A 22,189-nucleotide genomic window follows, 5' to 3' on the forward strand; every position below is an offset into this window, starting at 1 on the left:
GTAACCCGTCGCGCCGCTGTGCGTTGTAGCGGCGCGATTCATCGCGCATTTCTGCTGCCATCCTCATGCTTTACCACGCGCAATAAATTGCGCCGCGACACCGATGTGCAGATCGGCGGCCCTGTTATCGCCTGAACCTGAAACGGTTCAATTATTCCTGCAGTAATAATTGTCATTGCCTGAATTTGTGACGCAGATCCAATAATCAGCAGCACAGTTGATCGCAATCATTCCTGTTATTCCTTCCATGCTTTATTCTCGCTGAACCGTTTCAGTTGCAGCCGTGTGCTCTCCGTCAGCAACCGTAACCGGGCAAGAATTCCCTGTACAAAACGCAGCGAAACGCTCAAGGTATTTGGCACGTTTTTTCAGGTGTGGCTGCAGGAAGTGAGATGACCATTCGTATCGCAATAAATGGTTTTGGTCGTATCGGGCGCAACGTGTTGCGTGCGCTGTATGAAACCGGTCGCCGGGCGGAAATCACCGTAGTGGCGATTAACGAACTGGCGGAAGCGGCTGGCATGGCGCATCTGCTGAAGTACGACACCAGCCACGGCCGCTTTGCCTTTGACGTCCGCCAGGAGCGCGATCAGCTGTGGGTTGGTGACGATACCATCCGTATCCTGCATCAGGCGGAGATTGCCGCGCTGCCGTGGCGCGAGCTGAATGTCGATATCGTGCTGGACTGCACCGGCGTGTTCGGCAGCCGCGACGATGGTGAAGCGCATCTGCAGGCTGGCGCGAAAAAAGTGTTGTTCTCGCATCCCGGCGGCAACGATTTGGATGCCACCGTAGTGTTCGGCGTTAACGAACAGGCTCTTAAACAAACTGACCGCATTGTCTCCAACGCATCCTGCACCACCAACTGCATTATTCCGGTGATCAAGCTGCTGGATGACGCCTTTGGCATTGAGTCGGGCACCGTGACCACCATTCACTCGGCGATGCACGATCAGCAAGTGATTGACGCGTATCACAGCGACCTGCGCCGTACCCGTGCCGCCAGTCAGTCGATCATTCCGGTCGATACGCGTCTTGCCGCTGGCATTACCCGTATTTTTCCGAAATTTAACGATCGCTTCGAGGCTATCGCGGTGCGCGTGCCAACGATCAACGTGACCGCCATTGATCTGAGCGTTTCGGTGCGCCAGGCGGTGAAGGCGTGTGAGGTCAACGCGTTGCTGCAAAACGCGTCAGAGGGGGCATTTCGTGGTATAGTTGACTATACGGAATTACCGTTAGTCTCAGTAGATTTTAACCACGATCCGCACAGTGCCATAGTGGACGGCACGCAAACGCGGGTCAGCGGTCACCACCTGATCAAAACCCTGGTCTGGTGTGACAACGAATGGGGCTTTGCTAACCGCATGATCGACACCACGTTAGCAATGGCCGCAAGCGGTTTCAGGTAAGACGCGGACTGCGTCTGGCAAAACTTATGAGAATCAACGAGAGGGTTCACCATGTCTGTAATTAAGATGACCGATCTGGATCTTGCTGGTAAACGCGTTCTGATCCGTGCCGATCTCAACGTACCAGTGAAAGAAGGGAAAGTGACGTCAGATGCACGTATTCGTGCTTCTCTGCCTACCATCGAAGCGGCGTTGAAACAGGGCGCGAAAGTGATGGTTACCTCTCACCTGGGTCGCCCGACCGAAGGTGAATATAACGAAGAGTTCTCCCTCCTGCCGGTTGTTAACTACCTGAAAGAAAAACTGAACGGCACTAACGTGACCCTGGCGAAAGACTACCTCGATGGCGTTGAAGTGGGCGCGGGTGAACTGGTGGTGCTGGAAAACGTTCGCTTCAACAAAGGCGAGAAAAAAGACGACGAAACCCTGTCGAAGAAATATGCCGCGCTGTGTGACGTGTTCGTCATGGATGCATTCGGCACCGCGCACCGCGCGCAGGCGTCCACTCACGGCGTGGGCAAATTCGCCCCTATCGCCTGTGCCGGTCCGCTGCTGTCTGCCGAACTGGAAGCACTGGGCAAAGTGATGAGCAATCCACAGCGTCCGCTGGTCGCCGTGGTGGGTGGTTCTAAAGTGTCGACCAAATTCGACGTGCTGCAGTCGCTGGTGAAAATCGCTGACACCGTGATTGTCGGTGGCGGTATCGCTAACACCTTCGTGGCGATCGACAACAACGTCGGCAAATCGCTGTACGAGCCAGACTTCGTTGAGGCCGCTAAAGGCCTGCGCGACCAGTACGGCATTCCGGTACCGACCGATTCACGCGTCGGCACGGAATTCTCCGAAACTGCCCCGGCAACCGTGAAAAAGGTTTCCGAAGTAGCGGATAACGAAGAAATTATGGACTTCGGTGACGAAACCGCACAAAACATGGCGAAACTGCTGAAAGACGCAAAAACCATTCTGTGGAACGGTCCGGTTGGCGTGTTTGAGTTCCCGAACTTCCGTAAGGGCACCGAAATCGTTGCCAACGCTATCGCAGACAGCGACGCGTTCTCTGTTGCCGGCGGCGGTGATACCCTGGCGGCTATCGACCTGTTCGGTATCGAGGACAAAATCTCCTACATCTCTACCGGTGGCGGTGCGTTCCTCGAGTTCGTGGAAGGCAAAAAACTGCCGGCAGTAGCCATGCTGGAAGAGCGCGCGAAGCAGTAATTTTTGGGGGCAGCGCTTCGGCGCTGTCTGAAGGCTTGCCCGCTGTGGGCGAACAGATCGCATTCCCATTGGGGAGTGGACGATAAACGAAACAGGACACAACCATGTCTAAAATTTTTGATTTCGTAAAACCCGGCGTTGTCACTGGTGATGACGTTCAGAAAATTTTCCAAGTAGCGAAAGAAAACAAATTCGCTCTGCCAGCCGTTAACTGCGTCGGCACGGATTCCATCAACGCGGTACTGGAAGCTGCGGCTAAAGTTAAAGCGCCGGTCATCGTTCAGTTCTCCAACGGTGGTGCTGCCTTCATCGCCGGTAAAGGTTTCAAAACCGACAAACCACAGGGCGCCGCGATTTTCGGCGCAATCGCTGGTGCACACCATGTGCATCTGATGGCTGAACAGTACGGCGTGCCAGTAATCCTGCACACCGACCACTGTGCGAAGAAACTGCTGCCGTGGATCGACGGCCTGCTGGATGCTGGCGAAGAGCACTTCAAAAAAACCGGTAAGCCTCTGTTCTCTTCACACATGATCGACCTGTCTGAAGAGTCACTGGAAGAGAACATCGAGATTTCTTCTAAATATCTGGCGCGCATGGCGAAACTGGATATGACGCTGGAAATCGAACTGGGCTGCACCGGTGGTGAAGAAGATGGTGTGGACAACAGCCACATGGACGCTTCTGCACTGTACACTCAGCCAGAAGACGTGGATTACGCTTACACCGAGCTGAGCAAAATCAGCCCGCGTTTCACCATCGCTGCGTCCTTCGGTAACGTGCACGGCGTGTACAAGCCAGGCAACGTGAAACTGACTCCAACCATTCTGCGTGATTCGCAGAAATACGTTTCAGAGAAACACGGCCTGCCGCACAACGCGCTGGACTTCGTGTTCCACGGCGGTTCCGGTTCTTCTGCTGCAGAAATCGAAGAGTCTATCAGCTACGGCGTGATCAAGATGAACATCGATACCGATACCCAGTGGGCAACCTGGGACGGCATCCTGCAGTACTACAAAACCAACGAAGCGTACCTGCAGGGTCAGCTTGGTAACCCGAACGGTGCTGACAGCCCGAACAAAAAATACTACGACCCACGCGTCTGGCTGCGTGCGGCACAATCTTCCATGGTTGTGCGCTTAGAGCAGGCTTTCAAAGAGCTGAACGCTGTCGACGTACTGTAATTTTTGCTTACCGTACAAAAAAGGCCCGAAAGGGCCTTTTTTTATGCGTCCCGTCTGGAAATCCCGGTTTATACAGCACATTTTTGGCGCTTCGCCCCATTATTGTTTACCCTTGTACTCGGGAGTGTCGGATTGAATCTGGCAGTTTTTGTACTTTCCTGCGGGAAACTCAACAACAGGGCTAACAAATGGAAGATCTTAACGTCGTTGACGGCATTAACAATGCAGGTGGCTGGCTGGTGCGCAACCAGGCGCTGATCCTCAGCTATGCGGTGAACATCGTGGCGGCTATCGCCATCATTATTGTCGGGATGATTATCGCGCGCGTGGTATCAAACGGCGTCAATCGCCTGCTGGTCGCGCGTCATATTGATGCCACCGTGGCTGATTTCCTCTCGGCGCTGGTGCGCTACGGTATCATTGCCTTCACGATTATTGCCGCGCTGGGCCGCGTCGGTGTGCAGACCGCCTCGGTGATTGCCGTGCTCGGTGCTGCCGGTCTGGCCGTCGGTCTGGCACTGCAGGGATCGCTCTCCAACCTGGCGGCAGGCGTACTGCTGGTGACCTTCCGTCCATTCCGCACCGGTGAGTTCGTCGATCTCGGTGGCGTGATGGGGACCGTACAGAATGTACAGATCTTCTCGACCACGCTGAAAACCGCTGACGGCAAAATCGTGGTGGTGCCAAACGGCAAAATCATCGCTGGCAACATCGTTAACTTTTCGCGCGAACCTATCCGCCGCAACGAGTTCATTATTGGCGTCGCCTACGATGCGGATGTCGATCAGGTGATCGAGCTGCTGCGTGAAGTGGTGGAAGCTGACGAGCGCGTGCTGAAAGATCTGGATATTCAGATTGGCCTGAACGAACTGGCGGCTTCGTCGCTGAACTTTGTGGTGCGCTGCTGGAGCAAAAGCGGTGATCTGCAGAACGTCTACTGGGATCTGATGAAGAACTTCAAGCGCACGCTGGATGCGCACGGTATCGGTATTCCTTATCCGCAGATGGACGTGCACCTGCATCAGGTGCAGAGCGAGGCGCAGCAGCCTGCGCGCAGCGAGTAAGTTATCAGGGCACCGGCGGGTGCCCTTGTTTTATCAGTTCCGCTAATGACCGATTAATTCTTTCCATTTCCGCTAATATCCGCGCCTCACTATACTGCACAGCAATACTACTTTTTCAGGAACTCTTCTGTGTTATCTGTTTACTTACAAGGGCTTGCCCTTGGCGCTGCGCTGATCCTGCCGTTGGGCCCGCAAAATGCCTTCGTCCTGAACCAGGGCATTAAGCGCCATTACCATTTGATGACCGCGTCGTTGTGCACACTGAGCGATATTGCGCTGATCTGTGGCGGAATATTTGGCGGCAGCGCGCTGTTGCAGCAGTCGCCGGTTCTGCTGATGCTGATCACCTGGGCTGGCGTGGCGTTTCTGCTGTGGTATGGCTGGGGCGCGCTGCGCAGTGCCTGGCAGGGCGATGTCACGCTGGCGTCAGAGGCGGCGCTGAAGCAGGGGCGCTGGCGCATTGTCGCGACTATGCTGGCGGTGACCTGGCTCAATCCGCATGTCTATCTCGACACCTTCGTGGTGCTCGGCAGCCTCGGCAGTCAGCTGCCGTCGGCGGAGGCGCGCCGCTGGTTCGCTTTCGGCACCGCCAGCGCCTCGCTGCTGTGGTTTTTCGGTCTGGCGCTACTGGCCGCCTGGCTGTCGCCGCGCCTGCGCACCATGCGCGCGCAGCGCATCATTAATCTGCTGGTGGGCGGCGTGATGTGGTTTATCGCCCTGCAGCTGGCGCGTCAGGGCATCGCCGGCTGGTGATGCACATGCAGGCCGTAAAGCGCGGGCAGGGCGCCTGCGCTGGCCAGCAGCTCCAGCCGAATCTGGCGGAACGTGGTATCCGGGGGCAGCGCATGATGGCACAGCGAGTGATGATTATCGCTGACCTCGGCCAGCAGCGTGTTATCCAGCCACAGGCGATAATGGGTAGTGCAGTGCGGCGTCACCGCCTGCGCATGGCCCATCTGCACCGTTTCCATCGCATGATCGAAATCGTTATCGAACAGCAGCGTAATCTGGCTGGCGCGCTGCGCGTCCGGCCACTGCCAGCACACCCACGGCTGGCGATCGTCCGCTGCCGGCAGCCAGCCGTTGGTGTGACTTTCCGGCCGCAGTTTACCGTTGAGCAAATAGTCGCAGTGCCACAACCGCAGCGGCGTCGCCAGACTAAACGCAATCAGGATCTGATTGGGCGCGCGGCGCGGTAGCCAGAAGTCAAACTCATCCACGCCGTAATCGCCGTCGTTTATCTGCCGGGTGCGTTTCGCGACGCGCGGATTGAGGCTGTTGAAGACCATCATGATGCCCGGCAGGCGCTGACGGGTGAGCGCCACTTCAACCGCCGGATTTTCTTCAAAGGCGATAAACAGGTAGCGATCGCACTCCGCACGGTAGTCAAACGGCAGCGAATACGCCTCTTCACCGTCGATATGCAGGCTGTGCGTGGCCAGCAGCCGATCGCCGCAGGTATTGGCCGGATTGTCGCTGGTCAGCAGTGAAACCTGCAGCGTCTGCGCGGATGACGCCCGCAGCTGCACCGTCAGCGCCGGCAGGTGTTCTCCGGCTTTAAGCGGCAGCAGCAGGGCGCAGCGCGAGGTGAGGGCGTGCCAGCCGCCATCCGCGGGCAGGGCGTGCAGCGCGAAGGTGCTGCTGGCGCTGACCTGAGCGGCACCGGCCGGATGCGCCAGCTGCTGACGCGGAATGAACGCGCCGTGGCGCAGCAGCTGTTGCTGCAGCTGACCAATATGCTCCGGCTGCGCCAGCTGACGCGGTGTCTGGTTATGCTGCTGACACAGCGCCGCCGCGCGGCCCACCACTTCGCCCAGCACGCCACAGGTGCACATCACGCGCGCGCTGCCAAAGGCAACGTGCGTGGCAGAGATAAGCCGGCCGGTCAGCAGCAGATTATCCAGCGACTGGCTGTACAGCGCCCGAAACGGAATGGTGTAAGTGCCTTTGCTGTGGAACTGGCGGCAGCCGTCGTGAGCGCTGTACACGCCGTCGGCCGGATGCAGGTCAATCGACCAGCCGCCGTAGGCCACCGCATCGTAGTGGTCGCGCTGCGCGATGATATCCTGCTGACACAGCAGGGTGTCGCCGAGAAAGCGTCGGCTCTCGCGCTTGCCGGGAATCAGCCCGACCCATTCAATGGTCAGCGTGTCGGCATCGGCAAACTCGCCGGAGTTTTTGATGTAATCCCACACGCCCCAGACAATTTTCCACAGCTCCCACTTGATGGTTTCGCTTTCATGCACGGTATCCAGCCGGCCGCCCCACTCAAGCCACCACAGATCGCAGCCGTTGAGATCGGAGCTCAGGCGTTTATAGCGCGGAATGGCGGTGATCTCTTTCAGCGCAAAGGAGGGCGGTACAAAGCGCACCGGCTGCGCGCTGCGTTTGGTATAAAAATAAATCGAGTGGCCGAGCTTGTGGCCAAACTGCTCGCCCGGCGCCATTTTTTCGCCAAACTCCTGCGGTGATTCTGCGCCCACACGGTGCGCTGCCCCGGCCAGATAGCCGAGCACGCCGTCGCCGCTGGCATCGATAAACTGGTCGGCCGTCACGCGATAGCGGGTCTGATTGATGGCGTTGAAAGCCTGAACCGCCTGCAGGCGCTGCGCGGATTTTTCGATGTCGCTGACCACGGTATTGAGCAGCAGCGTCAGACGCGGCTGCGCCTGCACGATGTCCAGCAGCACCATGTCGAACAGCACCGGGTTGCCCTCTTTGTTGCGCCACAGGTTCTCCTCCATGATCTCGCCCATGATGCCGCCTTCACGCGCCCAGCGGTTGTTATTACCCATATGCGACGTCGCGCCGTTGGCCCACAGCCGCACTTCGCTGGAGGCGTTGCCGCCGGGGACCGGGCGATCCTGAATCAGCACCACCTGCTGGCCCGCGCGTGCCGCAGCCAGCGCGGCGCACACGCCAGCCAGACCGCCACCGGCGACCAGCACATCGGCGTGTAATGACTGCAACGGAAAGGCACGCGCGGCCTGAGAAGAGAAAGTTTGCATCATGAGGTTACTCCCGCCTGAAGGCTGCTAAGATTGAATTTTTACCGTCACAAGGTGATTTATGTCTTCGCAACCCAACCAGAGCCTGATTGACGGAATTCGCTGCCTGCAATATCTGGTATCCAGTGACAAAGCGGTCGGCGGCCGTGAACTGGCGCGCCAGATGGGGATGAACAGCACACGGGTAAACCGTCTGCTGATGACCATGGCGTCCATCGGCCTGACGATTCAGGATGAACACCGGCGCTACCTGCCGGGCCCGGGCATTCATGCGCTGGCGGCGCAGGCCATTCGTGGATCGTCGCTGTTTGCTTCGGCACTGCCGCAGCTGGAGGCGCACGCGCCGCGCGATATCGTGGTGGCGCTTGGCGTGCTGTGGGAGGACCAGGTCATCTACATCTGGCACTCGGAGCCCGGCGAGCGTACCAGCACCAGCCAGGCGCTGGCCGGATTCCGCATGCTGCCCGCGTGGCAGTCGGTGATTGGCGTCGCGCTGCTGGCGGCGGAGAGTGACGAGGTGCTGCGGCCACGCTTCAGTGACGAACAGTGGGCGCAGATTGCGCCACTGCTGGCGCGCAAACGCACCGGGGATTATCTGGTGTGGCATCGCGAGGACGGCGAAATCAGTATGGCGCAGCCGATCAATAACAATCGTGCGGCGCTGGCCTTCGCCAAAATCTGGCAGGCCGATGAGGACCAGCTGGCGCAGCGTCTGCAACAGCTGCACGCGCTGGCGAAACGGCTCATCAGCGCGCGCTGACATGGTCAATTTTTCCTACCACAAACAGATAGCTGCAGATGCCAATAGCGGCCAGCACGGCGATAAAGGCCAGCGCCGGCGCGAAGTTACTGCCGTCAATCAGGGCGCCGATGGCGATGGGCACCACGATCGATGACAGCGCGCCGGTAAAGTTAAATACGCCGCCGGCCAGACCGATCAGATGGCGCGGCGCCAGCGCGGTAACAAACACCCAGGTGATGGTCGCGAGGCCATTACCAAAAAACGCCAGCGACATAAACAGGATGATCAGCCGCGAATCTTCGGTGTAGTTAGCACCCAAAATGAACAGCGTGAGGAACAGGCCGAGGATCACCGGCAGCTTGCGCGCCACGCTGGCTGACACGCCGCGCCGGATCATGCGGTCTGAGGCAAAGCCAGCCAGCAGCACACCACAAAACGCCGCGAAGTAAGGCAGCGACGCCACATAGCCGCTCTTGATAAAGTCCATATGGCGATACTCCACCAGATAGGTGGGAAACCAGGTGAGGAAAAACCAGAAGGTGGCGGAGATGGTGAACTGGCCAATATAGATGCCGACCAGCTTGCGGCTGCGAAACATCTGCGCCAGATCGGCCCAGCGTGCACGCGGCGGCTGGCTGCCCTGGCGATTTTCCAGCAGTGCGCCATTGTCACGCAGATAGTTAAGTTCAGCCTCTGATACACCTTTGTGCTGGTTCGGCTCGCGATACAGCAGATACCACACCAGCGCCCAAATCATGCCCGCCACGCCGGTAATCAGAAACAGCCCGCGCCAGCCAAACGCAGCCTGCACGTGAAACAGCAGCGGCGTCATACAGGCGAGGCCAACAAACTGTGCGGACGAGTAGATGCCAATTGCACTGGCGCGCTCCTGCTCGGGGAACCAGCTGGAAATCACCCGATTGTTAGCCGGCATCACCGGCGCTTCGAAAGCACCCACGCCGAGGCGCAGACCGAACAGCGCGCCGAAGCTGCTGGCAAAAGCGTGCAGTGCGGTGATCAGCGACCAGGCAAACAGCCCCGCGCCGTATACCAGCCGCGCGCCGAGACGATCGATCAGGAATCCGCCGGGAATCTGCAGCGCCGCATAGATCCAGCCGAACGCCGAGAAGATCAGCCCCATCTCCAGCGGCGTGAAGCGCAGTTCACCGGCCATCTGCGTGGCGGCCACCGACAGGTTGGTGCGATCCATGTAGTTAATGATGATGTTGATAAACACCAGTGCCAGCATCATAAAGCGTGTGCGTCCGGCTCGCACGCTGACCGCGCTTTGGCTAAGTGGCTGTTCTGTCATAATACAACTCTCCCGAGGGGCAGAAGTGTTTCTTTAATAGAAACGCAGGCGGCGCTTTTCAGCGAATCTGTAGCGATAAATTTGCGATCGCGGATACGTTAAACCTGAGCAAAGCCGAACTTTTTGCTAATTTCAAACTCAGACCATCACGCATAGTAATGTGTTTTGGGTTTCGCCATAGTGGCGACCTGCAAATTGAACCCTTCAAGGAGGACTTTCGTGAAACTGAAAGCACTGGCGCTGGCCGCCGTAATGAGCACGGGCGCACTGTCCGGTCTGGTCCAGGCGGGAGAAGTGCCGAACGGACCGCACGTTGTGACATCAGGACAGGCCAGCGTGGATGCCCGTCCGGATATGGCGACGCTCTCCATCGTGGTGAATGTTTCGTCGAAAGACGCGGCGGATGCAAAAAAACAGGCTGACGACCGCGTGGCGCAATATTTTGATTTCCTGCAAAAGAACGGCATCGAGAAGAAAGATATTGATGCGGCTAATCTCAGCACCCAGCCGGAGTATGACTACACCAAAGAGGGTAAATCGGTGCTGAAAGGCTACCGTGCGGTGCGTCAGGTGGAAGTGACGCTGCGCCAGCTGGATAAGCTGAATGAGCTGCTGGACGGCGCGCTGAAGTCGGGCCTGAATGAGATTCGTTCTGTTGAGCTGGGCGTGGCTAACGCGGACAGCTACAAAGATCAGGCGCGTAAAGCGGCGATTGCCAATGCCACACAGCAGGCGAGCGCCCTGGCGGAAGGCTTCAACGCCAAACTGGGCCCGGTGTACAGCATTCGCTATCACGTGGCTAACTACCAGCCGATGCCGATGGCGCGCATGTACAAAGCGGCCGGTGCCGCAGCGGACACCACCGCGCAGCAGACCTACGAGCAGCAGAGCATCCATTTTGACGATCAGGTGGATGTGGTATTCGAAATCAAACCGAATACGGCGCAGTAATCACAAGCTGTTAGCGTTTCCTGGTCGCCATAAATGGCGACCCTACGTGAACCACAATTGTTTACTGTAGGGTGCGTATTTATGCGCACCAGGAAAAATGATGAACATACAGCCTGAAAATGTGGATCAGGCCGCAACTTCATCCTGGCGCAATACGCGGTGGCCGTGGGCAATCAGCGCATCGGTCACGCTGCGCATCAGACGGCTTTCCGGCGCGAAACGGTGCCAGTACAGCATCCGGCGCTGATACAGACCCGGCGTCAAATCAACCAGCTCTCCCTGCGCCAGCTCGCGCTCAATCTGCAGGTGCGGAATCATACAGCACACCGATCCCTGACGCGCCAGCTGCACAAAAGCCTCTGACGAGTTCACGATGTGGCACGGCACGCTGCCCGGCGATAAATCAAAGTTCTGCTGCAAAAAGGCCTGATGCATATCGTCAAGGTGATCAAACGCCACCGCCGGGGCTTTCAGCAGCGCCGAGCGCGTCACGCCATTGGGGAAATAGCGCGCGGCAAACTCCGGCGAGGCGCAGAACAGATAATCCAGCGCACCCAGCTGATCCACCAGGCAACTTGGCAACGGCTGCGGCTGGATACTCACCGCGCCGACCACTTCACCGCGCCGTAAACGCTCCTGCGTGCGGGTTTCATCTTCCACCTGCAGATTCAGGCGCACCGGCGAGTCGGCCAGCACATCTTTCAGCGCCGGCAGCAGCCAGGTAGCAAGACTGTCGGCGTTCACCGCCAGCGACAGCAGCAGCGGCGTGGTGCCACCGTTATCATCCCCCAGCCACTCCTCTTCCAGCAGTTCCACCTGATGCAGCAGCGCCAGCAATTTTTGTCCCTGCTCGGTCGGGCGCGGCGGCACGGTACGCACCAGCAGCGGCTGACCAAATAAATTTTCCAGCTGTTTAATGCGCTGCGACACCGCAGACTGCGTGATGCACAGCTTCTGGGCGGCACGCTCAAAGCCGCGTTCGCGAATCACAGCATCCAGCGCCTGAAGCGTTCGATAATCCGGGCGTTTCATTGTTGTTCTCTCTCGTTCAGGGTGGAAACTACTATGCCATAAAACGGCGAAGCTGTGCGGCCGACGCGTTTTTGCGGGCTGGCTTCCAAAGGCTTACATCCAACGTCGGTCAGCCGCGCTTTTTGACAGCGCCTTGTTTTATACTACGCGCACTTCGATGTCGCACAGGTTTTAAACATACCATGACCCAGGATGAACTGAAAAAAGCGGTAGGTTGGGCAGCGCTGCAGTACGTGCAGCCAGGCACCATTGTTGGCGTAGGCACCGGTTCAACGGCGGCGCACTTTATTGACGCGCTTGGTACCATCAGGGATCAGATCGAGGGCGCGGTTTCCAGTTCGGAAGCCTCAACCGAAAAGCTCAAATCGCTGGGCATTCCGGTGTTCGATCTCAACAACGTGGATGCGCTGTCGGTGTATGTCGACGGGGCTGATGAGATCAATCCACAGATGCAGATGATCAAGGGCGGCGGCGCAGCGTTGACGCGTGAGAAAATTGTCGCGGCGGTGGCGCAGAAATTTATCTGCATCGCTGATGCGTCCAAGCAGGTCGATGTGCTGGGCAACTTCCCGCTTCCGGTGGAGGTGATTCCGATGGCGCGCGCTTATGTGGCGCGGGAGCTGGTGAAGCTGGGCGGCCTGCCGGAGTATCGTCAGCACGTGGTTACGGATAACGGCAACATTATTCTCGACGTACATAATCTGCGCATCCTTGACCCGATTGCGCTGGAAAAAACCATCAATGCGCTGCCGGGTGTCGTCACCGTGGGGCTGTTTGCCGCACGCGGAGCGGATATCGCGCTGATTGGCACGCCGGACGGCGTGAAAACCATCACCAATTGATCTCACCGGCGCGCCGCCAGCGCCGGTTATTTCCATCCGCAAAACATCTTTTCTTGCTGCAGTGAAATTTGGTGACTTATGTCACAAATGATTAATCAACAGCAGGTTCGTACTTTGCGCTCTCGTCATCTCACGATTTTGTGTGGATTTGTGTTGTCTGCACGTGGGCGCGTGCTGGCGTGCAGGCAATCGTTTGTATTGCCGCGCCGGAAAATTTTGATATTTTGACAGAAGGCTACCTTATGGTAGTCCTCGTTGAATTCTGAATAGGGTCGGGAAATGGCAAAGGTATCACTGGAAAAAGACAAGATTAAGTTCCTGCTGGTGGAAGGCGTTCACCAGAGTGCGCTGGATAATCTGCGCGCCGCAGGTTACACCAACATCGAGTTCCACAAAGGCGCACTGGATGCTGAGACGCTGAAGTCCTCCATCCGCGATGCCCACTTCATTGGTATCCGTTCCCGTACCCAACTGACTGAAGAGATCTTCGCGGCGGCTGAAAAGCTGGTGGCGGTTGGCTGCTTCTGTATTGGTACTAACCAGGTTGATCTCAGCGCGGCAGCGAAACGCGGCGTGCCGGTGTTCAACGCCCCGTTCTCCAATACCCGTTCGGTCGCGGAACTGGTGATCGGCGAAATGCTGCTGATGCTGCGCGGCATTCCGGAAGCCAACGCCAAAGCACACCGCGGCATCTGGAATAAAATCGCCACCGGTTCGTACGAAGCGCGTGGTAAGAAGCTGGGTATCATTGGCTACGGCCATATCGGGATGCAGCTCGGCGTGCTGGCGGAAAGCCTCGGCATGCACGTATTTTTCTACGATATCGAAAACAAGCTGCCGCTGGGCAATGCCACCCAGGTGCGCCATCTCTCTGACCTGCTGAACATGAGTGATGTGGTCAGCCTGCACGTGCCGGAAACGCCGTCCACGCAGAACATGATTGGCAGCGAAGAGCTGGCGCTGATGAAGCCTGGTGCGCTGCTGATCAACGCCGCGCGCGGTACCGTGATCGACATCCCGGCGCTGTGTAATGCGCTGGCCAGCAAACACCTCGCCGGTGCGGCCATCGACGTCTTCCCGGTTGAACCTGCAACCAACAGCGATCCGTTTAACTCGCCGCTGTGCGAATTCGACAACGTGATCCTGACGCCGCACATCGGCGGATCAACGCAGGAAGCGCAGGAGAACATCGGTCTGGAAGTGTCTGGCAAGCTGGCCAAGTACTCTGACAACGGCTCGACGCTCTCCGCAGTAAACTTTCCGGAAGTCTCGCTACCGATGCACGCTGCCAGCGCCAGCCGCCTGCTGCACATCCATGAAAACCGTCCAGGCGTGCTGACCGCCATCAACCAGATCTTTGCCGAGCAGGGCATCAACATTGCCGCTCAGTATCTGCAAACCTCGCCAGTGATGGGTTATGTGGTTATCGATATTGATGCCGAAGAGGATGTGGCGGAAAAAGCGCTGCAACTGATGAAGGCGATTCCGGGCACTATTCGCGCCCGTCTGCTGTACTGACAGCGCAGGGCGCCGCTGGGCGCCCTGTCTTTATCCCGCCAGCGTTTCCCACTGCCACAGCTTTGACGGCGTGAGAATCGCCGGCAATGGCACATCCCAGGCCGCCACCGGCAGCGCATCCACGCGCTGGCAGTCGTGCGCAATACCCAGCGGTAAAAAGCCATGCTGCTGCCAGTGCTGTAGGGTGCGATCGTAAAAACCCCCGCCCATGCCTAAGCGTTGTCCCTGCGCGTCAAATGCCACCAGCGGTACCAGCATCACATCCAGCTGATCGAGCGTCGCCAGCTGCGTAATATCCAGCGGCGGCTCAGGGATGCGCAGCTTGTTAGGTCGCAGCGGGGTTTCTGGCGTGTAACGCAAAAAAAGCAGGTGACCGGGCGCAAACGGGTGCAGCACCGGCAGAAAGACCTGCTTCTTTTGCTGCCACAGTTTGGCAATCAGCGGTCGGGTATTGATTTCGCCATCAACGGAGAGAAACAGCGCGATGCGTTGTGCGCTGGCTAGCGGGGCAAAATTGATGGCATGTTCAGCCAGCAGATCGGCGGCTTCAACCTGTTGCTCAGGCGTAAGGTTGCGGCGCAGATGGCGCACATGCTGACGAATATCCTGTCGGTCGAGAAGAGAGAGTGCTGGCATGATGTCCCCGGCTGATAAGGCTGTTGATAGCCACATTATCACACCGGGAATAACAGGGTGGAACTAAGAGGAGATCTCCGAGATGCCGCCGCAGGCTGTAACCCTTGAACCCTTGGTTCAAGGTGAGTATGCCGTCGTAACCATCAGGCTTCTCGGACGGACCGAGCATGCTCACAGGTTACAGAGCGTCACACTCTGTTGGTATGAAATATCGGCTCAGGGGACTGGCCCGCTTGCAAACATCTCAGAGAAAATTGACTTCACCGTTACTCTAACACGAGTACCATGAAGTGTTATTCGAATTTAGGGCCCTGACGTTCAGTTATGCGACCTTGCTCAACTAATGCCTGCTCAATGGTCTGCTGCAGCATACGGATACGTTGTTCCATATTGGCTGCGTAATCGCGCGTTTTACCTTTCTCTTGTGCCAGCTCGTGGCAAATGTTTAACGCGGCGATGAACACCAGCTGCTCTGTATTTGTGACTCTAGTGCGAACTTTTAAATCTTGCAACCGTTGATTGAGATCCTCTGCGGCCAGATTCAGCGCATCTTGCTGTTCAGGCGGACAATTCACTCTCAATGAACGACCAAAAATCTGAATATCTACCGGTTGTGCAGACATGCCACCATCCTGACTGATTACTTCGTTCGCATCTCCCTTACCTGTCAATGGGTTGGGAGGTGCGCAACTATATAGACCCGCGTGATAAGTTACAACCCCTTTTCTGGAAACCCTGAGGCACCTGGTGGTAGCATAACACGAACTTATTCTGCCAACGACGACCAAAGCTTATGTCTTTACAGAACGCAACACCCACTTACAACGCGCTGGCCGCGGCACTTTCCCAGCAGGGCGTAGGCATGACGCCCGCCGAGATGCACGGACTGCTGTGTGGCATTCTGTGCGGCGGCAATCAGGACAGCAGTTGGAAAACCCTGGTGCACGACCTGACTAACGAGGGCATGGCGTTCTCGCAAAGCCTGTCGCAGCCGCTACAGGCGCTGCATGAAAACCTGGTCAACACGCTGGATGAAGAGGGTTTCCTGTTCCAGCTGATGCTGCCGGATGAGGATGACATCACGGTGTTCGATCGTGCTGACGCGCTGGCCGGCTGGGTCAATCACTTCCTGCTGGGCCTGGGCGTGACGCAGCCGAAGCTGGACAAAGTGACCGGTGAGACCGGCGAAGCGATTGACGATCTGCGCACCATTGCGCAACTTGGCTACGATGAAGATGAAGATCAGGAAGAGCTCGAACAGTCGCTGGAAGAGGTGATTGAGTACGTGCGCGTTGCCGCGCTGCTGTGCCATGACACCTTCACCCGGCCACGCACGCCGACCGCACCGGAAGTGCAAAAACCTACGCTACACTAAGCGCGTCATCGTGGGCAGGTCGCTGCCCGTTTTCTACAGGGAGTGCAAATATGATTACACTGGAAACCTTCCGGCAACGTCGTCAGGCGCTGATCGCCCGCATGGCGCCTGGCAGCGCGGCTTTGATTTTTGCTGCACCTGAAGTGACGCGCAGCAACGACACCGAATATCCCTTTCGCCAGAACAGCGACTTCTGGTACTTCACCGGCTTCAACGAGCCGCAGGCGCTGCTGGTTTTAATCAAGAGCGATGACAATCATAACCACAGCGTGCTGTTTAACCGCGTACGCGACCTGACGGCGGAGATCTGGTTCGGGCGTCGGCTTGGTCAGGAAGCCGCACCGGCGAAGCTGGGCGTTGACCGCGCGCTGCCGTGGGATGCGATTGACGAGCAGCTGCACCAGCTGCTCAACGGACTCGACGTGGTCTATCACGCACAGGGTGAATACGCGGAAGCGGATACGCTGGTGTTCAGCGCGCTGGAGAAACTGCGCCGTGGTTTCCGGCAAAACCTCAGCGCGCCGGCGACGCTGACCGACTGGCGTCCCTGGGTGCATGAGATGCGCCTGTTTAAAAGCGAAGACGAGATCGCCATTCTGCGCCGCGCAGGAAAAATTAGCGCGCTGGCACATACCCGTGCGATGCAGGCGTGCCGTCCCGGCATGTTTGAGTATCAGCTGGAAGGCGAAATCCATCACGAATTCACCCGCCATGGCGCGCGCTTTCCGTCTTACAACACCATTGTGGGCTCCGGTGAGAACGGCTGCATTCTGCACTACACCGAAAACGAAAGCGAAATGCGCGACGGCGATCTGGTGCTGATTGATGCCGGTTGCGAATTCCATGGCTACGCTGGCGATATCACCCGCACCTTCCCTGTTAACGGTAAATTCAGCCAGCCGCAGCGCGAGATCTACGACATCGTGCTCGCCTCGCTGTATAAGGCGCTGTCGATGTTCCGCCCGGGCATCAGCATCCATGAAGTCAATGACGAAGTGGTGCGTATCATGATCACCGGTCTGGTCGATCTGGGCATTCTGGAAGGCAATATCGATACGCTGTTTGAAGAGCAGGCGCACCGTCCGTTCTTTATGCACGGCCTTGGTCACTGGCTGGGGCTGGACGTGCACGACGTCGGCCACTACGGCACGCCCAGCCGCGACCGCCTGCTTGAACCCGGCATGGTGCTCACCGTTGAACCGGGCCTGTATATCGCGCCGGATGCCAAAGTGCCGGCGCAGTATCGTGGCATCGGTATCCGTATCGAAGACGACATCGTCATCACCGCCGACGGTAATGAAAACCTGACCGACAGCGTGGTAAAAGACGCTGAGGCGATCGAAGCACTGATGGCGGCGGCGCGCGGCGTATGAGTATTCTGATTGCAGGCGGCGGCATGACCGGCGCCACGCTGGCACTGGCGATTTCGCATCTGACGCAGGGCCAGTTGCCGGTGACGCTGATTGAGCGTCACCAGCCGGACAGCCGCGCGCACCCGGGCTTTGACGGGCGCGCCATCGCGCTGGCGGCGGGCACCTGTCAGCAGCTGGCGGAAATTGACCTGTGGCGTTCGCTGGCGGATTGCGCCACGCCGATTACCCACATCCACGTCTCCGATCGCGGGCACAGCGGGTTTGTTCAGCTGCAGGCTGAGGATTATCAGCTGTCGGCATTGGGCAACGTGGTCGAGCTGTATGACGTGGGACAGCGCCTGTTTAAACGTCTGCGTGAGGCACCCGGCGTGACGCTGTGCTGCCCGGATCACGTGACCTCAGTAACCCGCAGCGCCGATAGCGTGCAGGCGACGCTCAGCAGCGGCGCAACGTTACAGGGCGCGCTGCTGGTGGCCGCTGACGGCGCACGCTCGCCGCTGGCGGCATCCTGCGGCATTCGCTGGCAGCGCGACGACTACCAGCAGCTGGCGGTGATTGCCAATGTCGCGACGCAGTTACCGCATCAGGGCCGCGCGTTTGAGCGCTTCACGCAGCATGGCCCGCTGGCGCTGCTGCCGATGTCCGGCAACCGTCTGTCGCTGGTGTGGTGTCATCCGGCGGCCGCCGAAGCCACGGTTAAGCAGTGGGACGATGCCACCTTCCTGCATGAATTACAGCGCGCCTTTGGCTGGCGGCTGGGGCGCTTTACTCACGCCGGCCAGCGCGAAATCTATCCGCTGGCGCTGCAGACCGCAGAGCGTCAGGTGACGCACCGGCTGGCGCTGGTTGGCAATGCGGCGCAAACGCTGCATCCGATCGCCGGGCAGGGCTTTAACCTCGGACTGCGCGATGTGATGTCACTGGCGGAAACCCTTGCGGCGGCGCATCGTCACCAGCAGGATCCGGGCAGCCACGCGGTGTTGCACCATTTTGCTGCGCGCCGCCAGCCGGATCGCGCGGCGACCATTGGCGTCACCGACGGTCTGGTGCGGCTGTTCGCCAACCGTTATGCCCCGCTGGTGGCAGGACGAAATCTTGGGCTGGTGGCAATGGACCACCTGCCATGGCTGCGAAACCCACTTGCCGTGCGCACGCTCGGCTGGGTTAAGCGTTAAGCATGAATTAAGGGGCAGCAATGCAAACATTTGATGTGGCGATTGCCGGTGGCGGCATGGTCGGTCTGGCGGTGGCCTGTGGCTTACAGGGCAGCGGCCTGCGCGTTGCGGTGCTGGAAAAAGCGCCTGAGCCACAATTTGATGCGGCGGCGCCAGCGTCGGTTCGCGTCTCGGCCATCAACGCCGCCAGCGAGCGTCTGCTGCAAAAACTCGATGTCTGGTCCACCATCCTCGCGCTGCGCGCCAGCGCGTATCACGGCATGGAAGTGTGGGATCTGGACAGCTTTGGCTCGATCAGCTTTGATGACGAGCAGCAGGGGCTGTCGCACCTCGGACATATCATTGAAAACGAAGTGATTCACAGTGCGCTGTGGCAGCGCGCCAGCCAGTGTAGCGACGTGACGCTGATTGCGCCGGCTCAGCTGCAGCAGGTGGCGTTTGGCGATAACGAAGCCTTTATTACCCTGCAGGACGGCAGCATGATGAGCGCGCGCCTGCTGATTGCTGCGGACGGGGCCAACTCGTGGCTGCGTGACAAAGCGGATATCCCGATTACCTTCTGGGATTACGAACATCACGCGCTGGTGGCCAACGTACGCACCGATATGCCGCACGATGCCATTGCGCGCCAGGTGTTCCACGGCGACGGCATTCTGGCCTTCCTGCCGATGCAGGATCCGCACCTGTGTTCCATCGTCTGGTCGCTGTCACCGCAGGAAGCGGCGCGACTGCAATCCATGCCGGAAGCGCTGTTTAACCAGCAGTTGTCGGTGGCATTCGATATGCGCCTTGGTCTGTGCCAGGTGGAAAGCGAACGGAAAACCTTCCCGCTGATGGCGCGTTACGCCCGCAACTTTGCTGCGCACCGGCTGGCGCTGGTGGGCGATGCGGCGCATACCATCCATCCGCTGGCCGGGCAGGGGGTTAACCTCGGCTTTATGGATGCCGCCGAGCTGATTGGCGAAATCCGCCGTCTGCATCAGCAGGGCAAAGATATCGGCCAGCATCTCTATTTGCGTCGTTATGAACGCAGCCGCAAGCACAGCGCAGCGCTGATGCTGGCCGGCATGCAGGGTTTCCGTGAACTGTTTGCCGGGCACCATCCGGCGAAAAAACTGCTGCGCGACGTCGGGCTGAAGCTGGCCGACACGCTGCCTGGCGTGAAGCCGTTACTGCTGAAGCAGGCCATGGGTCTCAACGACCTGCCCGGCTGGATCCGCTAACCCTCCTTATTACGGCACCGTTTCAGGTGCCGTTTTTCCTGCACTGACGTTACGCGATCCCCTCAAGGATGGGCGTGGCAGTCGGCTGCCGCTCATGAATCAACGAACTGCACAGCGTTGTCGCTATCCATCGCGACCCTGTGCGCACCCGGTAACGTCACTGCAAAACCCGCCCCGGCACCATTATTGTGCATCGCTGCACCTAAATTGCCCTTCATTTGATTTATTCTAATTTCAGGCCTCAATTCGCATTACTTTAACTAATCCTAAATGCTTTTCGTCCCCGAACCATTTCCCTTGTCTGCGGTACAGCTTCCATTATTCGGCTGAATTACTGCGCATCAGGTGAATTATATGCGCGGTAAATCACATAAATGCAGTGAGATGTGCTGGCATAGCTGCCGGGGCAGCACAAAGGATGATAAGGTTTCACCCTCGTTTTCCTTATGGTTAATTGCCGGATTCGGTGGTAACTTCAGCGTAAAGAGAACGTTTGCGTCGCTCAAAACTGACGGCGCAGGCGCGTCACACTCACTTGTCTTCACAGGATGGTTATGACTCAGCAAACGCCTCTATTCGAACAGCATCAGGCCTGCGGTGCCCGCATGGTGGACTTCCACGGCTGGATGATGCCGCTGCACTACGGCTCGCAAATGGATGAGCACCATGCGGTGCGCAACGATGCCGGAATGTTTGACGTTTCCCACATGACCATTGTCGATCTGCACGGCGCGCGCACCCGTGAATTTCTGCGTTACCTGCTGGCCAACGACGTCGCCAAACTGACTCAGCCCGGCAAAGCCCTCTATACCGGCATGCTGAATGCTTCAGCTGGCGTCATTGATGATTTAATTGTTTACTTTATGAGCGAAGATTTCTTCCGCCTGGTGGTCAACTCCGCCACGCGCGAGAAGGATCTGGCGTGGATCGCTGAGCATGCGCAGCCGTTTGGGGTTGCGCTCACCGAGCGTGACGATCTGGCGCTGATCGCCGTACAGGGACCGAACGCGCAGCAAAAAGCACAGAGCCTGTTTAGCGCGGCACAGCGTGACGCGGTTGCAGGCATGAAGCCGTTCTTTGGCGTACAGGCCGGCGATCTGTTTATCGCCACGACCGGTTATACCGGTGAAGCCGGTTATGAAATCGCCCTGCCTGCCGCTCAGGCCGCAGATTTCTGGCAGCAGCTGCTGGCCGCGGGCGTGAAACCAGCCGGACTGGGCGCACGCGATACGCTGCGTCTCGAAGCTGGCATGAATCTGTATGGTCAGGAGATGGATGAAGGCGTTTCGCCGCTGGCCGCCAACATGGGCTGGACCATCAGCTGGGAGCCCGGCGACCGTGATTTCATTGGCCGTGAAGCGCTGGAAGCGCAGCGCGAGAACGGCACGGAAAAACTGGTCGGGCTGGTGATGACCGAAAAAGGCGTGCTGCGTAACGGTCTGACGGTGCGCTTTACCGATGCGCAGGGCCAGCCGCAGCAGGGCATCATTACCAGCGGCTCCTTCTCGCCAACGCTGGGCTATAGCATTGCGCTGGCGCGCGTGCCGGCCAGTATCGGTGAGCAGGCGATTGTTGAAATCCGCAATCGTGAAATGCCGGTGAAAGTGACTAAACCTATTTTTGTTCGCGCCGGCAAGCCGGTCGCTCAGTAATTTTTTTTCAGGAGAAATGGCGATGAGCAATGTGCCAAATGAATTGAAGTACCGTGATAGCCACGAGTGGGTGCGTAAAGAAGCTGACGGTACGTTTACCGTGGGCATCACCGAACACGCGCAGGAACTGCTGGGCGACATGGTGTTTGTCGACCTGCCTGACGTGGGCGCCAGCTTTGCCGTCGGTGACGACTGTGCGGTAGCCGAATCCGTGAAAGCGGCATCGGATATCTATGCCCCGCTGAGCGGTGAAATCGTGGCGGTCAACGAAGAGCTGGGCGATGCCCCGGAGCTGGTGAACAGCGAACCGTACGCCGCCGGCTGGCTGTTCCGCATCAAAGCCAGCGACGAGTCCGAGCTCGACGCGATGCTCGATGCCGAGGCCTATAAAAAGTCCATCGACGAGTAACCGGTAGTCTCTGAAGGTGCTGCACTGCGGCGCCTTCTTTTTTATCTGCCTGATTTAATGCCATTT

At 58.3% G+C, this 22,189-nt stretch carries 20 protein-coding genes and 1 other RNA gene; 15 read left to right on the forward strand and 6 right to left on the reverse strand.

The window, feature by feature from the left end; genetic code table 11:
* Positions 1-392 precede the first annotated feature (392 nt).
* The 5 genes from epd (at position 393) to argO (ending at position 5,628) form a co-directional block, all read left to right on the forward strand.
* Positions 393-1,412 carry an erythrose-4-phosphate dehydrogenase gene (epd, locus tag ABVR31_RS04065; RefSeq protein WP_150059335.1) on the forward strand — a complete coding sequence of 340 codons (1,020 nt, stop codon included), beginning with the start codon at positions 393-395 and terminating at the stop codon, positions 1,410-1,412.
* 51 nt (positions 1,413-1,463) lie between these two features.
* Positions 1,464-2,627, forward strand: coding sequence for a phosphoglycerate kinase (gene pgk, locus ABVR31_RS04070; RefSeq protein ID WP_021506648.1), 1,164 nt, complete (start codon positions 1,464-1,466; stop codon positions 2,625-2,627).
* Between the two features lie 104 nt (positions 2,628-2,731).
* A complete protein-coding gene (gene fbaA / locus ABVR31_RS04075) occupies positions 2,732-3,811 on the forward strand; it encodes a class II fructose-bisphosphate aldolase (RefSeq protein WP_021506649.1) in 1,080 nt (359 codons plus the stop codon).
* 188 nt (positions 3,812-3,999) lie between these two features.
* Positions 4,000-4,875 carry a small-conductance mechanosensitive channel MscS gene (gene mscS / locus ABVR31_RS04080; RefSeq protein ID WP_372771862.1) on the forward strand — a complete coding sequence of 292 codons (876 nt, stop codon included), beginning with the start codon at positions 4,000-4,002 and terminating at the stop codon, positions 4,873-4,875.
* A 129-nt stretch (positions 4,876-5,004) separates the two neighbouring features.
* Positions 5,005-5,628: an arginine exporter ArgO gene (gene argO, locus ABVR31_RS04085; protein ID WP_159377874.1), complete on the forward strand. Its 624-nt coding sequence runs from the start codon at positions 5,005-5,007 to the stop codon at positions 5,626-5,628.
* Here argO and ABVR31_RS04090 read toward each other — a convergent pair.
* On the reverse strand, positions 5,607-7,883 hold the full coding sequence (locus tag ABVR31_RS04090; protein ID WP_371221687.1) for an FAD-dependent oxidoreductase: 2,277 nt from the start codon (positions 7,881-7,883) through the stop codon (positions 5,607-5,609). The two genes, argO and ABVR31_RS04090, sit on opposite strands and share 22 nt — an antisense overlap.
* A 61-nt stretch (positions 7,884-7,944) precedes the next feature.
* On the opposite strand from ABVR31_RS04090, the gene ABVR31_RS04095 reads away from it, so the two are divergent.
* Positions 7,945-8,643, forward strand: coding sequence for a hypothetical protein (locus tag ABVR31_RS04095; protein ID WP_058781302.1), 699 nt, complete (start codon positions 7,945-7,947; stop codon positions 8,641-8,643).
* Here ABVR31_RS04095 and ABVR31_RS04100 read toward each other — a convergent pair.
* Positions 8,630-9,937 (reverse strand): MFS transporter, encoded by a 1,308-nt coding sequence (locus ABVR31_RS04100; protein WP_059011508.1) that lies wholly within the window; start codon positions 9,935-9,937, stop codon positions 8,630-8,632. The genes ABVR31_RS04095 and ABVR31_RS04100 overlap by 14 nt on opposite strands.
* 219 nt (positions 9,938-10,156) lie before the next feature.
* Here ABVR31_RS04100 and ABVR31_RS04105 point away from each other — a divergent pair, with 219 nt between their 5' ends.
* The gene (locus ABVR31_RS04105; protein WP_058771547.1) at positions 10,157-10,888 is read left to right on the forward strand and encodes an oxidative stress defense protein; all 732 of its coding nucleotides are present in this window, start codon (positions 10,157-10,159) and stop codon (positions 10,886-10,888) included.
* A 126-nt stretch (positions 10,889-11,014) separates the two neighbouring features.
* Here the strand turns inward: ABVR31_RS04105 and ABVR31_RS04110 are convergent, their stop codons facing one another.
* Positions 11,015-11,920: a LysR family transcriptional regulator ArgP gene (locus tag ABVR31_RS04110; RefSeq protein ID WP_021506656.1), complete on the reverse strand. Its 906-nt coding sequence runs from the start codon at positions 11,918-11,920 to the stop codon at positions 11,015-11,017.
* A 182-nt stretch (positions 11,921-12,102) separates the two neighbouring features.
* Between ABVR31_RS04110 and rpiA the strand changes: the two genes are divergently transcribed.
* Together rpiA and serA are read left to right on the forward strand one after the other, a co-directional pair.
* The gene (rpiA, locus tag ABVR31_RS04115) at positions 12,103-12,762 is read left to right on the forward strand and encodes a ribose-5-phosphate isomerase RpiA (protein WP_021506657.1); all 660 of its coding nucleotides are present in this window, start codon (positions 12,103-12,105) and stop codon (positions 12,760-12,762) included.
* A gap of 279 nt (positions 12,763-13,041) precedes the next feature.
* Entirely contained in the window at positions 13,042-14,280 is a 1,239-nt protein-coding gene (gene serA, locus ABVR31_RS04120) for a phosphoglycerate dehydrogenase (RefSeq protein ID WP_058757100.1), read from the forward strand.
* A gap of 30 nt (positions 14,281-14,310) precedes the next feature.
* On the opposite strand, the gene ABVR31_RS04125 is transcribed toward serA, so the two are convergent.
* The 3 genes from ABVR31_RS04125 to zapA all read right to left on the reverse strand — a co-directional run bounded on the left by ABVR31_RS04125 (position 14,311) and on the right by zapA (position 15,539).
* On the reverse strand, positions 14,311-14,916 hold the full coding sequence (locus tag ABVR31_RS04125; protein WP_058757099.1) for a 5-formyltetrahydrofolate cyclo-ligase: 606 nt from the start codon (positions 14,914-14,916) through the stop codon (positions 14,311-14,313).
* Between the two features lie 70 nt (positions 14,917-14,986).
* Positions 14,987-15,170, reverse strand: a non-coding RNA gene (ssrS, locus tag ABVR31_RS04130) — 6S RNA.
* A 39-nt stretch (positions 15,171-15,209) separates the two neighbouring features.
* A complete protein-coding gene (gene zapA / locus ABVR31_RS04135; RefSeq protein WP_021506660.1) occupies positions 15,210-15,539 on the reverse strand; it encodes a cell division protein ZapA in 330 nt (109 codons plus the stop codon).
* Between the two features lie 170 nt (positions 15,540-15,709).
* On the opposite strand from zapA, the gene ABVR31_RS04140 reads away from it, so the two are divergent.
* The 6 genes from ABVR31_RS04140 (at position 15,710) to gcvH (ending at position 22,123) form a co-directional block, all read left to right on the forward strand.
* A complete protein-coding gene (locus ABVR31_RS04140; protein ID WP_325924900.1) occupies positions 15,710-16,291 on the forward strand; it encodes a YecA family protein in 582 nt (193 codons plus the stop codon).
* A gap of 50 nt (positions 16,292-16,341) precedes the next feature.
* On the forward strand, positions 16,342-17,664 hold the full coding sequence (gene pepP / locus ABVR31_RS04145; protein WP_104188393.1) for a Xaa-Pro aminopeptidase: 1,323 nt from the start codon (positions 16,342-16,344) through the stop codon (positions 17,662-17,664).
* On the forward strand, positions 17,661-18,839 hold the full coding sequence (gene ubiH / locus ABVR31_RS04150) for a 2-octaprenyl-6-methoxyphenyl hydroxylase (RefSeq protein WP_372771863.1): 1,179 nt from the start codon (positions 17,661-17,663) through the stop codon (positions 18,837-18,839). The genes pepP and ubiH overlap by 4 nt, the downstream gene beginning before the upstream one ends.
* A gap of 20 nt (positions 18,840-18,859) precedes the next feature.
* The gene (gene ubiI, locus ABVR31_RS04155) at positions 18,860-20,062 is read left to right on the forward strand and encodes an FAD-dependent 2-octaprenylphenol hydroxylase (RefSeq protein WP_372771864.1); all 1,203 of its coding nucleotides are present in this window, start codon (positions 18,860-18,862) and stop codon (positions 20,060-20,062) included.
* A 554-nt stretch (positions 20,063-20,616) separates the two neighbouring features.
* Positions 20,617-21,714: a glycine cleavage system aminomethyltransferase GcvT gene (gene gcvT, locus ABVR31_RS04160; RefSeq protein WP_372771865.1), complete on the forward strand. Its 1,098-nt coding sequence runs from the start codon at positions 20,617-20,619 to the stop codon at positions 21,712-21,714.
* Positions 21,715-21,736: 22 nt separating this feature from the next.
* Entirely contained in the window at positions 21,737-22,123 is a 387-nt protein-coding gene (gcvH, locus tag ABVR31_RS04165) for a glycine cleavage system protein GcvH (RefSeq protein ID WP_215481486.1), read from the forward strand.
* Positions 22,124-22,189 lie beyond the last annotated feature (66 nt).

This window comes from Pantoea sp. WEP (assembly GCF_041678305.1).
Classification (GTDB): Bacteria; Pseudomonadota; Gammaproteobacteria; order Enterobacterales; family Enterobacteriaceae; genus Pantoea; species Pantoea dispersa.